The following is an 18,437-nucleotide window of genomic DNA, read 5'->3' as shown; positions in this document are numbered from 1 at the left end:
CAAAAGGAGCAATTCTTCAAATTAAAAGAAAGACAGTTCCATTAAAAACTGTCCACTCCACATGTACAAACTCATTCATTTGTCCTTGATTGGTGCCTGACACCAATTTTGGTACCAGTTATAAACAGCGCCGATTAGATTTGCATCGTTTTTGTATTTGCAAATGGCGATTTCAGGAATAAAAGGAGCAATCTCCACTTGTTTTATGATTCTATCCAATCTCTTATTTAACTCGGGTATTAAATCCTCCTTGCTTGAAATACCGCCGCCAATAATGATTTTTTCAGGGTCGAAACTATATTGAAGATTATAGATTCCCTGAGCTAAATAATGATAGAATGTTTCCACTTCTTCCTCGGCAATCAAATCACCATTCTTGGCCATTTCAAATACTTCTTCCCCGCTTAACTCATTTTCCGAAATATTTTTGCGTTTCGCTACCCGTTTAGCCATATTCACAGCAGTTCCTAATTCACTGAAGATTGCATTATCCTTTAGAAGCATGTATCCGAATTCTCCTCCAAAAAGATGCTTCCCGTGCCACACTTTCCCGTCTATAATAACTGCTCCGCCAATGCCTGTGCCTACAACCACAAACAACACATTTTTGAGTCCTTTTGCCTCCCCTTTCCAAATTTCCGCCAGCGCTGCACAGTTTGCGTCATTTTCAATAGAGACGGGACATTGAAATAATTCAGTGAGCTCTGCAAATATTGGAAAGTGGTGTAAATAAGGTACAGCACTTGATCCCTCGACAACCCCTTTATTTTGGTTCACCGCTCCAGGGGAACTGATCGCCACACCGCTAATTTTTGTCCCTTCTCCCAAGCTATTCTTTAATACCATAAATTCTGTTTTCATTTCATCCCAAGTCGCTGGGGTTCTAAAAGAACCTTTATTACCTAATTTCTCATCATTCCATATCCCATGTTTTACAGAAGTTCCTCCAATATCAACTGCCAATAGTGCCATTTTCTATCTCCCTATTAATATCAAATATTTAAGAATTCTTAATTACTATTATATTGGATTTACCTTACATTATCATTTACAAAAGAGTTGCTGATAGAAAATTCTTATAATATTTATTACAACTTCCGAATAGTAAAAAATTTCCTCAACAACCATACACCAGGAGTAAATCCAAGTGATAATTGCCATGCACCTATGGCTTGGAGACCATAGTTTCGGACCAGTTGCATTTTTGCGCTCATACTCCTTACGTCTTCAAACCAGACTTCATGTGTCAATCCATTTTGATCCCTATATCTATAATATGGAGATTGGTATTCTTCAGAGTATTGTATAGGTGATTGATATCGCATGGCCGTTTCAATTGCATTTTGATTGGATACACCTGGTGCTATTCTTCCGGGGCTATAAGGGATAATCCAATCATATCCATACAACGGAACGCCAAGAATAATTTTCCTGCTTGGAACTGTTTTTATAGCAAATTCAATGGATTTTCTAACTTCAGTTATTGGTGCAACAGGACCAGGCTCACTTCCGGAATGATGCCAGTCATAAGCCATAATAAACATATAATCTACTACTGCACCGATTCCTCCGTAATCATATCCCCTTAACCAAGAAATATCTTCACTTGTCTTTGCAGGGACCGCAACTGTTACAGCCAGTCTATCTTGTCTCAAGCGGTCCTTCAGTTCCCGTAAAAATCCCGTAAAAAGATCTCTATCCGCCGCTTTAACAAGTTCAAAATCGATATTTACTCCACCATAGCCGTGTCTTTTTGTTAAATAAGCAATATTGTTGACTAGTTTGGTTCGTGCCGTAGGATTATTCAAAACAGCACTTGCAAGATCAGAGCTAAAACCTTGAGAGGTAAGATTGGTTATCGTTATTAATGGAGTAACGCGATGCTGCCAAGTAGTGCGGACAGCTACCGCATCATTAAGCGTATTTACGATATCTCCGTTTCTGGCGAAGTGATACTCAAAAATAGCGATTGACGACGAATAAGGGGCAAATTGACTAATTAATTCTGCATCCTGTTCCGGACTCCGAACTTGATAATATTGCAACGTACCGGCAAGGTAATTCGATATATTTGGTATTTTAATCTCCATTCCAGGTTGTATTGCAGCAGGCTGTATAGAAGGATTTGCATGTCTTAATTGTTCTTCCGTTACCATCGCCTTTTTGGCAATTTCGAAAAAAGAGTCTCCCGGCTGTACTATATAAGTATATTTAGGAACAAGTACCGCTTGCCCAACAACAAGATTAGAATCCCCAAAACCATTTGCCAATCTTAACCTTTCAACTGGGATTTGGTACATTCTGCTTAATTTAAATAAAGTGTCTCCTTGTCGAACTATATGAATAAACATTACACTCCCCTCCCGTTTACTAAATAAGCACCACTATATATATACGGGAATACAGAGGAGGGACATCCCTAATAAATTTATTTTCATGTAAAAACTGTAATCAATGGAGAACATTATTTATCAAGTAGTAGTTTAAAAATTTTAGGAAGGTAAAATTCCCCCCATCATTTGAATTAAAGTGAAAAAATTCTTATAAAGTATCGACTGTCTTTGGCTGGGTTTCAAAAGAAGCAGGATCAGACATATTAATCGGATACAAATTCCCTTCCAACGCAAAAGAAATTTTGCCCGTTTCTTCCGACACAACAAGTGCCAATGCATCACTTAGCTCAGTCACTCCAAGTGCAGCCCGGTGTCGTGTTCCGACTTTTTCCTTTCCAATTTTTCTTTTTGTTAGAGGAAGGACATTTGAAGCGGAAACGACAACATTCCCTCGAATTAAAACAGCCCCATCGTGAAGAGGATTTCCAGGGTAAAAGATTGCCTCTAATAATTTGGGAGTTACTACTGCCTCCATTGGGGTTCCTTTTTGAATAACGGAATCTAATGAATGGCTTCTCTCAACGACAATCAATGCACCATGTCTTTTTTTCGAAAGATGCTGAATAGATGTAGATAAATCTTCATATGTATCCGTGAAGGACGATAAATAGCAATTTAAATAAAAGGAGGCTGCCATTGCTTCAATATCCGCTAACTGATTTTTGGCATCTTCCAGACAATTTAATAAGCAATATTCTTCTCCACCGAGCTTGGATAAATTTGACTGAAGGTGGGCAATTAAATCTTGAAGCCCTTGTATTAACTGTTGTTTCATAGGGGAAAAATCACAGTTTTTATTATCCATGTTCGTTTCCCTCCCATTATATATAAGTTTTCACAGCAATCTTCCTAGTGGGAACATTTAAGATTTATTGTTACGACTTCAAGAAACCACATTGTTTAATCTTAGTATTGGTTAATTCGTGTATTGAAATCCCTTCCCTTTATAGAGCTAAATACTCAAGTATAAAAAATTTTTTTATTTAGTATCTGCATCTACCTTAAAAATAAAATGGCATAATTTACATATCGAATGACACTGAAATAAAAAAGTTGATTGTTCACAGATAAATGAACTATCAACCTCTCTTTTTACAGATAAATCTATTCCGATTTGGCAGTTACAATTTTCCCCTTCACAATCTCCTTCTCTCTCCATTCAGGATGTGCTTTTCGAACCACGGATGGTCTTATAAGAATTGTAACGACCCCAATTAGGACGGAAGCGGATATTATCAATATCCATCCGGCGGGGATGAAATCGTATAAAAAGCCGTATATAACCATTGCCAATGGTGACAGGGCCTGAGCCATCGTTTCGATGATAGAAAACACACGCCCTTTATAATCATCATCAATTTGCTTTTGCAGCATTACTTGAATAGGAGTGTTAACAATAATTATCAATGCTCCGAAACCAAACATTAATATCATGTAAAAGACAATAATCGAAGCATAAGTCATCTTAATAAAAAGTGGTAAAGCAATTCCACTCATAATTAATCCTAACGCAATAATGCCACGTTTTGATGAAAGAAGCGGAAACTTCACTTCCTTGCGTACAGATAAATAAAAAGAAAGCACGAGCATTCCTACTGCAAACGCCCCTTCTGTCAGTCCAAAATGCTGAGATTCTACTTTTAATTTATCTATTAGAACAAAGGAATACCCCACTTGTTGTGCACCAAAGAAAAAGTTTACTAATAATGCGACCCAGATGATTGTTGTAATGAGAGGATTTAATTTTAAATAAGCAATTCCTGCTTTCATACTATCCCATATTGGCTCCTTTGTTTTACCTTCCCCATTAGTCTTTCGATTAGCAAACAACTTGAAATTCATCGTTGACTCAAGAATAACTGCTATAACAGATGCGGTCATATATAGGATAAGAAATACTGGAATCGAAACAGTACCATACAATAAACCGCCTACCACTGGGCTCCCTATGGCTGCGAATGAAATGGACATTTGATTTAATGACATTGCTTTCTGTATTCTTGCTTCGTCAATCAGCCCAGTAATAGAGGAGGTAAAATTTACTCCTGAAAATGTGGATGTTAGAGACAATATACAGGTTGCTATATAAATAGCTGGAAGGGAAAGACCCGAAGTTAAACTAGTTGTAAGGAGCCCGCCAATTGCTAAAGTCTGTGCAATCTGTGATGTGATGGCAATTGTTTTTCTAGGAAAATTATCTGCTACATATCCGGCAAAAGGACCTGCCAGTGTACGAGGAAGAATACTGCACAAGAGATTAGCGGCAAAATTAGTTGCCGATCCTGTTAACTGTAAAATGTAAAAACTAATAGCAAAGGAATACACTTGTGATCCAAAAGAACCAATGAGCTTGCTAATCGTAAATGTCCAAAGATGATAAGTTGCCTTTTTTAACTTTAATTCGCTATCCATAATAATCCCCATCCCCATTTTCAAAAAAGTTTAATTTAATTAAACAAATCATATCACGCTGATATTTCCTTTTCAAGCAAAAGTTTAATATAATTAAACTATTCACAGGGATTAGGAGTGTGTCTATTTATCATGCTTGGAGAGCGAATACGAAAATTAAGAAAACAAAAGAAGATGACCCTAGAAGCACTTGCAGGAGAAGAACTCACTAAGGGAATGCTAAGCCTGATTGAAAATAATAAGGCCAAACCTTCCATGGAAAGCTTAGCCTACATTGCTAAACAACTCGAAGTAGATGTTGCGGATCTTTTAGAAGAAATCAGTTCACAGGAATTAAGGGAGATTCTTGAAAAGGCTGAAAACCTATTTAATGCGAACCTCAAAGAGAACCCAATAAAATATGAACAAGTAATTACTTTAATAGAACCAATTATTGATAAGCTCATGCAAGGGTATGAATCTGCCAGACTTTTAGACATTTACAGCCGCTGCCTCTATTACGAAAAAAAGAACGACTGGCAGGATTATTTGGAGCGCGCTGCAATCATATATGACCAAATAAATCTTACTTCCAACCGTGCATCGATTGGAATTTTCCGTTCAATGGTAAAATTCACAGATCATGACTATTCGTTTGCTTTAAATTCACTATTAGAAGAACGATCACATATAGAGGCAAACCATGCCTATATAGACCCAATAACCCGTGTAAATCTTGATTATCATGAATCCATTTTGCATTTTGCCGTGGGGGATAATCAATCAGCTGAAAAAGTGATGGAAAACGCCATTCACTTTTCAAAGGAAAATCGGATCTTTTACCTTACCGATGATTTGTACAGACTGGCTGCCGCCAATGCACTGATGTTTAAAAATGAAGAAAAAAAATCGTATTATTTACAAAAAATTAAGCAATACGGGGAATTTGCAGAGGATATACAATCTATCCTATTTTATAAGCTTTTTGACGTTATGTCCCTTAATGAAGACAAAAAGGATTACTCTAAGGCACTGAAAGAAATAGATGAGTTTTTTTCCGAACCGGATACATCAAATATTTTTATACATTGGTTCCACCTTGAAAAAGGAAAAGCTTTATATGGACTTGGTCTCTTTGAAGAAGCAATCTCTAGTCTAGAGAAGGTTGAAATCCCATCCTTCGCCTGTCATCCCTTTGATTTATCACTATTTTATGTGATGGATTCATATAAAGCACTTTGCCATTTGAAACTGGGACATACAAGCAATGCTCTTCACTTTGCCAATATAGCAGTAGAGAACTTTGCACCGCTTCCGCAAACACCATATAAAGATTTCAGTCAAGAAACGTACGATATGATTAAACACAAAATGTAAGTGGTGTCAGGCACCTCTCGTAGACATTTCGTCACACTGTACACCCGACACGGACAAAAATAAATAGAGGTCTATAACCAAAGAGTTATAGGCCTCCATTCATTTTCTTTCTATTCTAATTGCCTGCAAATATCAAGCGCTCAAACAACCAATTCCTCATCTGTCTTCGCCAAAAACTTCCTCATCTCTTCTTGATTCACAGGAGGACTAAATAAATAACCTTGGATCTCGTCGCAGCCCATTTGCAGCAATAAGTCCCTTTCCATTACACTTTCCACTCCTTCTGCTACGACATTAAGGTGTAATCCGTGAGCAATATCAAGAACAGAATTCACCAAAAGAGCCTTCTTTTCGTCTTGGTGGATGTCTGTAATGAACTGCCGGTCAATCTTAATCTCGTCGAAAGGCAGCTGCAGCAATTGATACATAGAAGAATAGCCTGTCCCAAAGTCATCAATCGAGATATGAACTCCTAATTTTTTCAACTTATAAATAACATCTGCTACCTGCATCGGATCTTTAATAAATACACTTTCGGTAATCTCTAATTTTAAATACTTCGATTCCATACCTGATAAATCTAAAGCCTTTTTAATTAAAGGGATTAACGAATCCTGTTGAAAATGTTTTGCTGATATATTGACGGATATAGGAACCTGGAGTAAACCTTCATCCTGCCATTTTTTATTTTGTCTGCAAGCCTGCAATAAGGACCATTCATCTATTTGCAAAATCAGCCCAATTTCCTCTGCAATCGGAATAAAGGTTGCCGGTGAAACAAAACCAAGCTGTGGATCCCTCCAGCGCAATAATGCTTCCATGCTTGTTACCTTGTCCATCTTCGTTTTCGGCTGATAATAAAGCTCGAAGCCTCCCTTATCTACAGCCGTTCGTAAAGCATTTTCCACCAGCAAATGTTCATGAAATTTATTTCTCATTGACTCATTAAAAAATTGGACTCGATTGCCGCCTTTTTCCTTCGAAATATACATGGCAATGTCAGCACATTTGACAAGTGTATCTAAATCCTTTCCATCCTCAGGATATATACTTACCCCAATACTAGCTGTAACATAAAACATATGTCCCTGAACCGGGAAGGAAGACGAAAACGCATCAAGAATTTGCTCCAATGAATGTTGCAATCCATCACCCCCCACATTTTGTACGATCACAAATTCATCCCCGCTAAGGCGAAAAACCTCCCTATGATCATTTTGCAATCCTCTCAGTTTTTTAGCGATTAATTGAAGCAATGCATCTCCCGCATCATGCCCTAATGTGTCATTGATTTGCTTAAATTGATTGATATCGATAAAAATGATTGCCACCCTTTTAGTTGAAGGATTTTTAATTAAATTTTTCACAAAGGCCTGAAAGTGAAGTCTATTAGGTAATCCCGTTAAGACATCAAAAAATGCAAGATGATGCAATTGGTCCTCTGATTCCTTTAATTTTTCCGTTTGTTCCGTTAGCTTCCTATTCATATCATTGCTTTCCTGGAACAATTCTTTAATCTTTTCAGCCATCATTTTCAAATTTTGCGTAAGCAATCGAAGCTCAGCTACATAGCTTTGTGGCCACACTACTTTCTCCAAATTAATAAGCTTCTGCGGCAAGCCAGTTGTTGCAATGGTCAATTGCTTTAGATTATTGATAAAAATCCGGCTAACAACCTGGACAAGAATTACAAGTAAAATCGCAAACAGAATCGAATACTTTAACTGATCTAAAAAATTTTCATATATTTTTTCCTGATATCGAGAGATAGGAAACTGAATCATCATGTTCATGGATAAAGCATCTATTTTTTTCGAATAAACATAGATTCCTAATCCCCATTTCATAATAGGCATTACTTTTGTCGGTTCCTTTGGTAATGCCTCATAAAAGTTATTTGATAGCTTTTTCCATTCATACTGCTGCTGCCAATCATACTTTTGGTCTACTTTAATCCCGTGTAAACTAGTAGCAATCACTTTATGATCAAAATCCGTGATAATAATATCGTATTCCTGTTCTTTATTTTCCTTTATCGTTTCATTTAAACGGCTCGCTGGAGAAGGGTCATACAATTTATGCAAATCGTCTTTATACCATAAAACAACAGACTTTTCCATCCGATTTACACTATTTGCTGCCTGTCTCTCTGAATCCTTTACAATATAATCATGGACATTCGTGGAGTTTGTTGCAATATTCAGGAAAAATGGGAAAAGAATCGAAATGAACGTTATATGGGACAGAAATTGATGAAAAGAAACATTGTTTTTATTCACTTTCAGTATTTTATAAAAAGGAACATATGCAAGCAGCATATCTGCCATTAGAACATTAAAACAGCCGTTAATGATATCCTTTGACACTTTAAAATACAGGGCGTTCCCCGTCAAAGGCTTCCAGTTTAAAAATAGGACTCCTATAAGTCCAAACGTGAACCAAAATAAAGCGTCCACATAGAACATTTTTGCCCTTCTTCCTTTATAAAAAAAAGCACCAACAAATAAAAGTTCTATTATGGAAAGACAGCCGTAACCGAAACCATAAAAACTATGTTGAACGAAAAAAAGGCCTATAATTCCTGCAAAAACCGCACTAGGAAGCCCTATCAGTCTAAATATCAAAAATAAAAAAATACTTGAAAAGGAAAAAGTAATTCCATAAGCAAACGTCAATTTATAACTTGAAAAAACAAGGAATAATCCTGTGAAAACAAGAAATAAAAATGGTTCGCGTTTCCATCTTGATAAAAATGGTTTGAAAGCGCGCATATGTATCTCCTAATCTTTAAAGGAATTAAGTAGTTTTATCGTAATTATGCGTTTAAATTAGGTTCTACTAAATATCTTATCACAAGGATTTTCGCTTGAATATAATGGAATAAATCATGATTTTGATGCCGTGCATCAAGGAATTTTGGCACTTAGCTGGCGAACTAGTTTGGTGCTTTGCTTTTTCTATACTAAAAAACAAATTTCGACTGTATTCTACGTGTTCCCTTATTAATCAAACGTTTGATTAAAATAAGCAAGTAACTGAAATTTACAACCTTTTATCCCATTGTACTAAGAAAAAAATGGCGAATTAGGCAGTGGAAAATATTAAATTAAAAGAAAAGCAGCCCCCCACTTTCTAATTAAAGCGCAGGAACCGCCCCTCCTTCTTACCTATTTCGCAAGAGATCCCATTGGATCCCAAGGTTTTAAAGGAATAGGATCCTGTTCCCATGCCTTTTTCAACTCATCGGAAAGGTACTTCTTGTTTATGACAATTTGATAGGTATATTCATCCATCCACTTGTCACTCATAACAAAATACCCTTTGTTACCAACTTTTTCACCCCAGCTGTTTTCCACTTTCCATCTGTTTGGTTTGCCTTCTACAAGATTCACACCGGTCAGAACCATGGCATGCGTCATGACGCTACCCTTATAATCTAGTCTTTGTGCTTTCGTCATCGAAAATTGGATGCCTAAAGTCGTTTCATAATCATAAAGGTCTAAATCCATAATACCGTGATCTTTATTGGAAGACTTGCCTACATCGCACCCAAACCAAACACTTTCATTATCTTGGATTTGCTTGATGGCAAGTTCCTTCATCGTTTCCATATCAACATTAAGGTATTTAATTTGCTTTCCTTCTACAACGTTTCCAAGGAATTGAACCGTATAGGTTTTTCCATATGGTTTATCTTGAGTCGGTGCGTTGATAATGCTCACATAATCATCTAAATTAAGTCCAATATATTTTTCATAGAACTGATGTGGAGTAATACTCAAGTCTCTATGAAACTCTTTTTCTTTATTCCTATACTCAAAATTAAATGTTTTTGGCGGCTCGCCTAATGAGAGAGTTAGAATTTTATAGATTTCAGATAGCATTTCTTCCTTTGCCTGGTTTAAGGCAGCGGCTGCTTCCCCTTTCCTGTGCAAATCTCTAAGCTTTACTGCATCTTCCCGCAATTTCGTATTCAAAATAGCATTTAGTCGCATAGAACTGCTGCTTTGGAAAGTTTCCGGCATTGCTTGTTTTGGCACTACTCCATACTTCTTAACCAATGAAACAAACATATCCCATTGTCCGCCATCCTGTTGAGGTGTAGCCAAGATCCAAGAAACTAGCCTGCCGTCTAAAGGTTCGTTTGCCGTTTCGAGCACGCTTTCAAGAAAATAATTTGCCTTTTCAAACTTATCCCAGAAGTTAATGTAATTTTGGGATAGCTCGAAATCTTTTAATTGAAACTCACGATTCATTTTGTGATGAAACGTATTTAGTGCCGCAAACATCCAACATCTTCCGCTTTGTTTTTGATTAGATACTTTTCCTGTTTCGATCTCATCAGAGAAGACATGATTCATAGCTACAACCGCATCACTATTTTCAGCAACTGCATCAATACCGTTTCTGATCACGGCATTTTTCACTATCCTTTCAGGCAGTGAATCATTCACCTTTTCCGAAAACTTCTCTACCATTTTTGCAGAAATTTCATTTGCCATTTGATTTCCCCCTTATGCGCATCTTCCTTTCATTATATTCTTAATTATCAAAATAAGAAGAGTAAAAAAGGACGATCCCTCTTAAATAGAAGAACCGTCCTATTGTATTGTTTAGGAATTTTAAAATTTATACCTTTGGATATCCATTTAATAATATTGCCTACGTCTAGCTCCAGAGCCTATCGGCTAACGCATTTGTGCTCCATCATCCTGTCACGACTCTCTCTTTCGGATAATGATATTTCGCTTTCTTATTATTGTCTCCTCCTATTATATATAGGAATGAGGTTAATCCTATCCTTCCAACAAACATAAGAATCATCAGAATACATTTAGAAAGAATGCTCAGGTCAGGAGTGATTCCCATGGACAGACCCACTGTACCAAAGGCAGAGCAAACTTCAAATAATATAGAAATAAGCTCCTGCTGCTTATCAGAAATACTTATTGTTACTACGGAAATACAACACATCATAATCGCTAATATGGTTATTGCCAATGACTTCATAACATCATCTTGATGGAGTTCCCGTTTAAAGATTTTAATCTCACGGTTTCCCTTTGCAAAATGATAGACAAACAACATATTTAATGCAAAGGTTGTTGTGCGAATTCCCCCTCCTACAGAATTAGGTGATCCGCCAATAAACATAAATACACTCATTATCAATAAAGTTGGAACGGAAAATTCGGTAATATTCATGGTCGTAAGTCCCGCACTTCTCGTTGTTGCTGCTTGAAAAAGCGCATAGAAAAAACTTTGATGCCACGTTAAACTCTTAAAATAGTGCTGCCATTCTAATAATAAAATCAAGATAGTACCAGTAATAAATAGAATTCCATAAGTAAAGGTCGTTATCTTTGTAAATAAGGAAAAGCGAAATGGATGCTCCAGCTTTTTCTTTCTGCTTGAAAAATACGTCTTTACTTCAATTAATACAGGAAATCCTATTGCACCAAAAATTATCAGGATGATCGTTATGATTTGCACAAAATAGTCCCCGGCAAATGGAGTAAGAGACTCTCCGGTTATATCCATACCAGCATTAGTGGTAGCACTTACGGATGCAAATAACCCTTGCAGAAATGCTTCCTTCCATGTAGGGAAATACTTCAAAAAATGAAATCCGAAAATAACTGCCCCTATTAGTTCTGTCCAAAGAACCATTTTTAGTATTTCTTTCACTAACTGTACTAGACCCGATAATGCAAACTGATTATTGTCTACCATGATTAAACGGCGTTCACGTAAGCCAATTCTCCTCCCTAAAAGGAGCCAAAAGAAAGTACTCATCGCCATTATCCCAATGCCGCCAAATTGTAAAACAATCATAATGACAAAATATCCAAATAAACTATAGTTCTCCGAAATGTTAAACACCGTCAATCCAGTATCACTAACAACGCTGACCGCTGTAAAAACAGTGTCAATAAAACTTATATGAACCCCAGGTTTATGCACCGCTGGGAGACTGAATAATAAAATGGATACCACTACCGCCAGTAAATAATAACCTACAATAACTTGGACCGGTGAGCGTCTTTCCAGCCACACACGCATCTTACCAAACATGAATTCTTTATCCCCCATTTTTTCCATTTCTCTTATCATAAAGAATCTTAGTTATATTTGGAAGGGATATTGGAAAATCTTCAAGTTTATTGCACACGCTTTACTTTTTTATACATCTTTCACAGACAACTGTTGTTTATATTATTTCCAATACAACATTTACTATATCGATATAATATATATAGATGAATGATCCTACCCCTTGAGTAGGATTAAAAACCTTCATTAATTTTATGTTCATAACTGAGCATAAAAATTTCCAAGATTATGTACTCTGTAACAAAACCTTCACAAAACCTTATAAAACAAGATAAAGCGCTTACTATTCACCTTTAATAATATAAACAGAATAATCGGAATCGAATATTTTTTTAACTGGTAAAAATATATAGTTATTGCATATTTTTACTTGTAAGTGGAATATTTGCATCCAAGTTTGAACTTTCTCTGACACTTGCATTTATTCTACTAATATAGATATTCAATTAAAAATTAATCTGCTATAGTTGTATTGTTTTTTAATAAATAGAATCTAATCTCAAACGAAAGGGGAATTACCATTGAGAAAATGGACCAAATATGCTAAATATTCCTTTTTAGCTCTTCTCGGCATGGTCCTTTTGGCTGGCTGTGATCGAAGCAAATACATTGTCCTAAATCCAGAAGGCCCTGTTGGCCATGAAGAGTTACGTTTAATTATCATTTCGGTAATTTTGTGTGCAGTTGTCATTATTCCTGTTATAGGTATTTTCGTTTATATTGCTATTCGATACCGTGATACACCGGATAACAAAGCACCATATCAGCCTGAATGGGCAGATAGTAAGGTGTTGGAGGTAATTTGGTGGGGAATTCCTGTTGTTATCGTTGCAATACTTGGTGTCTTTACAGCGAAAACAACAATGAACTTAACAAAACCACCTGTGAAAGATGTTAAGCCTATTGTCATTCAAGTAACATCCTTAGATTGGAAATGGATGTTTACGTATCCTGACAAGAAAATTGCTACTGTGAATTACGCAGAAATTCCAGCTGGTGTTCCAGTTCAATTCGTTCTAACTTCTTCTGGAACAATGAATTCATTCTGGGTTCCACAGCTAGGTGGACAAGAATATACAATGCCAGGTATGTCAATGGGATTATGGCTTCAAGCTGATAAAACTGGTGAATATTTTGGCTCAGGGGCTAACTTCACTGGTAAAGGATTTGCTCACATGCAATTTAGAGTGAAATCTGTTACACAAGAAAACTTCAATAAGTGGGCAGATAAAGTGAAAAAGAACTCTCCTGCCTTAACAAATGCAGGATATAAAAACTTAGAAAAACCAGGCTTAGAAAAAGAATTAAGCTTTTCATCCTATCCAAAAGGTCTATATGAAGGCATTGTGAATAAAAACGGCGGAGAATATATGAAACATATGAATCATATGGGCGACGGCAAGTCGATGGACGGAATGGATATGAGTGGTAGTCATTCAATGGATGGAATGGATATGAAAAAATAATAAATAAGGAGGAGATCCGTTTTGGATACATCGCATTTCTTTGTCACCGGCGATCCAATGATCTATGGAGCCGATGTTTCGATTGTATTAGCAGTGGTTGCGATTGTTTTTTGCCTCACCTATTTTAAAAAATGGGGTTGGATATGGAGAGAATGGATCACAACCGTTGATCATAAAAAAATTGGTATTATGTATCTTTTAGCCGCTTTACTAATGCTCTTCCGCGGTGGAGTGGATGCCCTTTTAATGCGGGCACAGCTCGCTGTTCCAAATGCTCACTTTTTAGAGTCAGAGCATTATAATGAGATTTTTACGACTCATGGTACTATTATGATTCTATTTATGGCAATGCCATTTATGTTTGCTTTATTTAACATGGTTGTTCCTTTACAAATTGGAGCAAGAGATGTTGCTTTCCCAGCTTTAAATGCTATTAGTTTCTGGCTATTTTTCATCGGAGCAATGCTCTTTAATCTTTCGTTCGTTATTGGTGGTTCACCAAATGCTGGTTGGCTTTCTTATCCACCATTATCAGAAAGTGCATTTAGTCCAGGTCCAGGTCAAAACTACTGGATATGGGGCATTCAGATATCCGGTATCGGAAGTTTAGCGACCGGAATTAACTTTGTCGTTACGATTTTAAAAATGCGTACGCCATCTATGCGATTACGTGACATGCCACTTTTCACATGGTCTACATTGGCATCTTCTATCGCTATTTTAGGTGCGTTCCCTATTCTTACAGTAACATTAGCTATGTTAACAATTGACCGTTTATTAGGCGGACATTTCTTCACATCAACAGCTGGCGGAAATCCAATGATGTACGTCAACTTAATTTGGATGTGGGGTCACCCTGAAGTATATATCGTTGTCTTACCTGCATTCGGAGTGTTCTCTGAAGTAGTAGCAACCTTCTCGAAAAAACGTATCTTCGGTTATAGTTCCATGGTATTTTCTATGATTGCCATAAGTGTTGTTTCTTATTACACTTGGGTACACCATTTCTTTACAATGGGTGCCGGAGCCGATGTAAACATTGTCTTTGCTATTTGTACGATGATCATCGCAATTCCTACCGGAGTAAAGATATTTAACTGGCTCTTTACGATGTTTCGAGGAAGGGTGCGCATTACTCAACCGATGCTTTGGTTTTATGCATTCGTTCCGTGTTTCCTTGTCGGAGGAGCAACAGGCGTTATGCTTGCCGCAGCACCAGCGGATTATCAATATCACAACAGCTATTTCTTAATCGCCCACTTCCACCAAGTATTAATCGGTGGGGTTGTATTCGGATATTTAGCAGGTATGTATTATTGGTTCCCTAAAATCTTTGGAATTAAGTTAAATGATCGTCTTGGAAAATGGGCATTCTGGTTATGGCAAATTGGTTTCTATGTTTGCTTCATGCCTCAATATGCCCTTGGTTTCATGGGAATGACTCGTCGTATTTATACCTATAATGCTTCTGCAGGATGGGATATGGGTTGGGCACCGCTCAACATGATATCTACGGTCGGAGCATTCTTAATGGGTATCGGATTCATCTTCCAAGTATGGCAAATTGTTTATAGTATTAAACACGGTGAACGTGATGTAACCGGTGATGCTTGGGATGGTCGTACACTAGAATGGTCTATCCCGTCTCCTGCACCTGTATACAACTTTGCAATTCTACCTGAAGTAAAAGGTCGTGATGCATGGTGGTATAAAAAACAAGAAATGAAAAATGGAGACTATCAAGAAAAACCGGTTAAATACGAGCCAATTCATATGCCGAAAAACACTGGTGTTCCATTCATCATGGCATGCTTCTTCTTTATTGCCGGATTCGGATTTACATTTGAATGGATGTGGATGGGAGTTGCTGGCTTAATCGGTGTTGTAGTTACTTTATTCGTACGTTCATTCCAATATGACACAGATTACTATATTCCTGTGGAAGAGATAGAGCGAACTGAAAATGAATATAGAAATCGTGTTCTTTCAGCTCAACAAACTGCAAATTAGGAGGTTTTAAACATGCAACAAAGCGTTTCTGCTCATGTTTCTAACCACGATCATGGTCATGTAGACCAGGAAGGGTTAAAAATATTAGGTTTTTGGATTTTCCTTGTAACCGACTGTCTCCTTTTCGCGACTCTATTTGCAGCTTATGCTGTTTTGCATACTCACACAAATGGAGGATTTACAGGGAAGGAATTTGATAAACCTGGTTTTATCATTGAAACCTTTATCTTATTAATAAGTTCGTTTACAAGTGGTATAGCTGTTTTATTCATGCACAAAGGAAATAAAAAAGCACTATTGGGCTGGCTTATCGTTACAGCTGCCCTTGGTGCAGTGTTTGTGGGACTTGAAATCAACGAGTTCACTAATATGGTTCATGAAGGTGCAACTATCTCTAAGAGTGCTTTCCTTACTTCTTTCTTTACATTAGTAGGAACACACGGATTGCACGTTACCGTAGGTATCTTCTGGATGATCGGATTAATGATTCAACTATCTCGTAAAGGGATTACAACTGTAACGAAAAGAAAGATCTCTGTAATAAGTCTTTACTGGCACTTCTTAGATGCCGTTTGGATCTTCATCCTTACTGTTGTTTATTTAATGGGGGTGATGTAAATGTCAAATCATGAACATACTGCATCCATTAAAGCTTATGTAATTGGATTTATCCTATCTATTATTTTGACAATCATCCCGCTTGTACTTGTGTTAAATCATATGCTTGCAAAATCAGTGCTTTTACCTGTTATTTTAATAGCAGCCGTATTACAATTTGTTATTCAGCTCTTCTTCTTCATGCATATTCGTGATGGAGAAGGACCTCGTTACAATGTAATGGCATTAGTTTTAGGATTGATTTTCGTAGTAACAATTGTCGTAGGTGCAATCTGGATCATGTCATTTAATTCAGTTGTTCAATAAGACAAGCGGAAGTGCCTTGCACATCGGCGTACAATGGTAAATTTATTACCTGCGGGAATGACACGTGGAAATCCGCTAGCCGGTGGCTGCTTGCGCTAGACAAATACAAAACAAACACAACTTTGAAGAATGCTTCTCTTAGTGCGTCACATTGGTATCTAAGAGAAGTTCTTTCTTTATACATTGTTCAATACTGAACAAGATCATTAGACCTTATAAAGAAGGTGTAATCATGAAATTTTTTTGGCTTGCAGTTAGTTCAGCTGTATTGCTATTTATAGTAAATATTATCGGCTTTGTTGATACGATGACCAATTCTGCAATGGGGTGCGGAAGTGGTTACCCACTTTGTAATGGAAGTATATTTCCGGACTTTTCCGATTACCATTCCGTTATTGAGTATACACATCGAATAGTAGTTGGCCTTGCGAGTCTCTTATTATTTGTAGTTTCAGCAATTGCTTGGTTCCGATATAAATCTAAATCCCCTAAAATAAAATGGCTTGTGTTGTTTGCCGTAATAGGCATTCTCGGAGAATCGACTTTAGGGGCATTAACTGTTATGGTCTCCCTTTCACCATTGCTTTTGGCCGCACACTTAGGGATTGCCCTTATTTCCTTTTCTGCGGTAGTAAATATTGCATATGTTATTTTTCAGAGTGAAAGAAAGACACAGGACCATGGAAAATTACCGCTTTCCTTTACCGTTTTTTCTTGGTTCATTTTTATTTTTTCATATGCAGCAATTTACTTTGGCGGGTATGTTTCCAAAACGGGATCTGGAGCTTCTTTTCGAGGTTTTCCTTTTCCGACCGAACATGCATCGGAAGTCGGAATGGCTTTTTGGGTAGATGTCATTCATCGATCATTTGCGCTTGGATTAATCATTCTTTTTCTTATACTTATATGGAGAGCGAAAAAATTCAGCGCTATTCGGCCAGACATTTACCGTTTGAGTATTACTTGTTTTATACTTATTCTCCTTCAAGGATTAAGCGGAGCATTATTGATATACACTCATCTTAGTTTAGGTGCGGTCCTTATCCATGTTTCCATCATATCCTTACTTGTTGGTACTCTAAGCATTATTGGCTTCCATAGCAGATAAAAAATCCTAAATATAATGTTTAGGATTTTTTATTTTGTATTTGTTTTATTCTAATGTATGTTACCATCTCTATTATCACAGAACAAATCATAAAAATAAGAATTATTCCACCCCTATTTGTTAATTTTTTCGAAAAAATATTTGACAATTTTGTGATTATTGGTAGAATATTCAGTAAGGGAGATGGTATTAATGCATGAAAAAAGTCTAAAAGCTATTAAAGGATCCATTTGTGGAGTCTGTTTAGGAGTACTTATTTTTATTGCAAGTTTCTTTGTAAGCGCTGCCAGTGGTGGATATTTTTATACGGCAACAGGTGTAGGTGTTGTCATCGCTTCATTAATCACCCTTATTTTTAGTATGTCCATCATGTTGATGGAGGAAGTTACTTCAAAAGATAATAAAAATATTAAGTCTACATGACATACGTTTTTAAATCGAGTAGGAGGAGGTGACTAACCCCCGACCTCTCACACCACCGTACGTACGGTTCCGTATACGGCGGTTCCATTTATGTCTGACGTAGTTGAGAATATCTCACATAAAGACTCTTCAGCCCTCGCATCTCCCAATAGGAGTTTGTGAGGGTTTTCTGTAGGATTGGGCTTCTGGCTATTCTCCAATATTTCTTTCTAGAGTTTCCCCATTCGTATG

At 36.9% G+C, this 18,437-nt stretch carries 14 protein-coding genes and 1 pseudogene; 7 read left to right on the top strand and 8 right to left on the bottom strand.

Features of this window, described 5'->3' with window-relative positions; genetic code table 11:
- Positions 1-75: 75 nt before the first annotated feature.
- The 4 genes from AN964_RS21250 to AN964_RS21235 all read right to left on the bottom strand — a co-directional run bounded on the left by AN964_RS21250 (position 76) and on the right by AN964_RS21235 (position 4,805).
- Positions 76-972: an ROK family protein gene (locus AN964_RS21250; protein ID WP_055741796.1), complete on the bottom strand. Its 897-nt coding sequence runs from the start codon at positions 970-972 to the stop codon at positions 76-78.
- Between the two features lie 116 nt (positions 973-1,088).
- Entirely contained in the window at positions 1,089-2,351 is a 1,263-nt protein-coding gene (locus AN964_RS21245; protein ID WP_055741795.1) for a glycoside hydrolase family 18 protein, read from the bottom strand.
- A gap of 190 nt (positions 2,352-2,541) precedes the next feature.
- Positions 2,542-3,198: a sporulation-specific diadenylate cyclase CdaS gene (gene cdaS / locus AN964_RS21240; RefSeq protein ID WP_055741794.1), complete on the bottom strand. Its 657-nt coding sequence runs from the start codon at positions 3,196-3,198 to the stop codon at positions 2,542-2,544.
- A 299-nt stretch (positions 3,199-3,497) separates the two neighbouring features.
- Entirely contained in the window at positions 3,498-4,805 is a 1,308-nt protein-coding gene (locus tag AN964_RS21235; protein WP_055741793.1) for an MFS transporter, read from the bottom strand.
- Positions 4,806-4,937: 132 nt separating this feature from the next.
- Between AN964_RS21235 and AN964_RS21230 the strand changes: the two genes are divergently transcribed.
- The gene (locus AN964_RS21230) at positions 4,938-6,161 is read left to right on the top strand and encodes a helix-turn-helix domain-containing protein (protein ID WP_055741792.1); all 1,224 of its coding nucleotides are present in this window, start codon (positions 4,938-4,940) and stop codon (positions 6,159-6,161) included.
- Between the two features lie 140 nt (positions 6,162-6,301).
- Here the strand turns inward: AN964_RS21230 and AN964_RS21225 are convergent, their stop codons facing one another.
- The 3 genes from AN964_RS21225 to AN964_RS21215 form a co-directional block, all read right to left on the bottom strand.
- Positions 6,302-8,626, bottom strand: coding sequence for a putative bifunctional diguanylate cyclase/phosphodiesterase (locus AN964_RS21225; protein WP_244885898.1), 2,325 nt, complete (start codon positions 8,624-8,626; stop codon positions 6,302-6,304).
- 702 nt (positions 8,627-9,328) lie between these two features.
- Complete coding sequence (locus tag AN964_RS21220; protein WP_055741790.1) at positions 9,329-10,663, bottom strand: C1 family peptidase; 1,335 nt, start codon at positions 10,661-10,663, stop codon at positions 9,329-9,331.
- 205 nt (positions 10,664-10,868) lie between these two features.
- Positions 10,869-12,236, bottom strand: coding sequence for a TrkH family potassium uptake protein (locus AN964_RS21215; RefSeq protein ID WP_055741895.1), 1,368 nt, complete (start codon positions 12,234-12,236; stop codon positions 10,869-10,871).
- Between the two features lie 611 nt (positions 12,237-12,847).
- Here AN964_RS21215 and AN964_RS21210 point away from each other — a divergent pair.
- From AN964_RS21210 to AN964_RS21185, 6 genes are all read left to right on the top strand, one after another.
- Positions 12,848-13,741 carry a ubiquinol oxidase subunit II gene (locus tag AN964_RS21210; RefSeq protein ID WP_055741894.1) on the top strand — a complete coding sequence of 298 codons (894 nt, stop codon included), beginning with the start codon at positions 12,848-12,850 and terminating at the stop codon, positions 13,739-13,741.
- Positions 13,742-13,798: 57 nt separating this feature from the next.
- Positions 13,799-15,751: a cbb3-type cytochrome c oxidase subunit I gene (locus AN964_RS21205; RefSeq protein ID WP_055741893.1), complete on the top strand. Its 1,953-nt coding sequence runs from the start codon at positions 13,799-13,801 to the stop codon at positions 15,749-15,751.
- A 12-nt stretch (positions 15,752-15,763) separates the two neighbouring features.
- The gene (cyoC, locus tag AN964_RS21200) at positions 15,764-16,369 is read left to right on the top strand and encodes a cytochrome o ubiquinol oxidase subunit III (RefSeq protein ID WP_055741789.1); all 606 of its coding nucleotides are present in this window, start codon (positions 15,764-15,766) and stop codon (positions 16,367-16,369) included.
- Positions 16,370-16,675 (top strand): cytochrome o ubiquinol oxidase subunit IV, encoded by a 306-nt coding sequence (locus AN964_RS21195; protein ID WP_055741788.1) that lies wholly within the window; start codon positions 16,370-16,372, stop codon positions 16,673-16,675.
- Positions 16,676-16,907: 232 nt separating this feature from the next.
- Positions 16,908-17,783: a COX15/CtaA family protein gene (locus tag AN964_RS21190; RefSeq protein ID WP_055741787.1), complete on the top strand. Its 876-nt coding sequence runs from the start codon at positions 16,908-16,910 to the stop codon at positions 17,781-17,783.
- A 192-nt stretch (positions 17,784-17,975) separates the two neighbouring features.
- Positions 17,976-18,206 carry a hypothetical protein gene (locus tag AN964_RS21185; protein ID WP_055741786.1) on the top strand — a complete coding sequence of 77 codons (231 nt, stop codon included), beginning with the start codon at positions 17,976-17,978 and terminating at the stop codon, positions 18,204-18,206.
- Between the two features lie 88 nt (positions 18,207-18,294).
- Here the strand turns inward: AN964_RS21185 and AN964_RS27170 are convergent.
- A pseudogene (locus AN964_RS27170) lies at positions 18,295-18,437 on the bottom strand (group II intron reverse transcriptase/maturase); the annotation flags it as partial.

Source organism: Heyndrickxia shackletonii, assembly GCF_001420715.1.
Lineage (GTDB): Bacteria > Bacillota > Bacilli > Bacillales > Bacillaceae_C > Margalitia > Margalitia shackletonii.
Note: the sequence above shows the minus strand (reverse complement) of the source record. Positions and strands in the feature narration are given on the sequence as shown.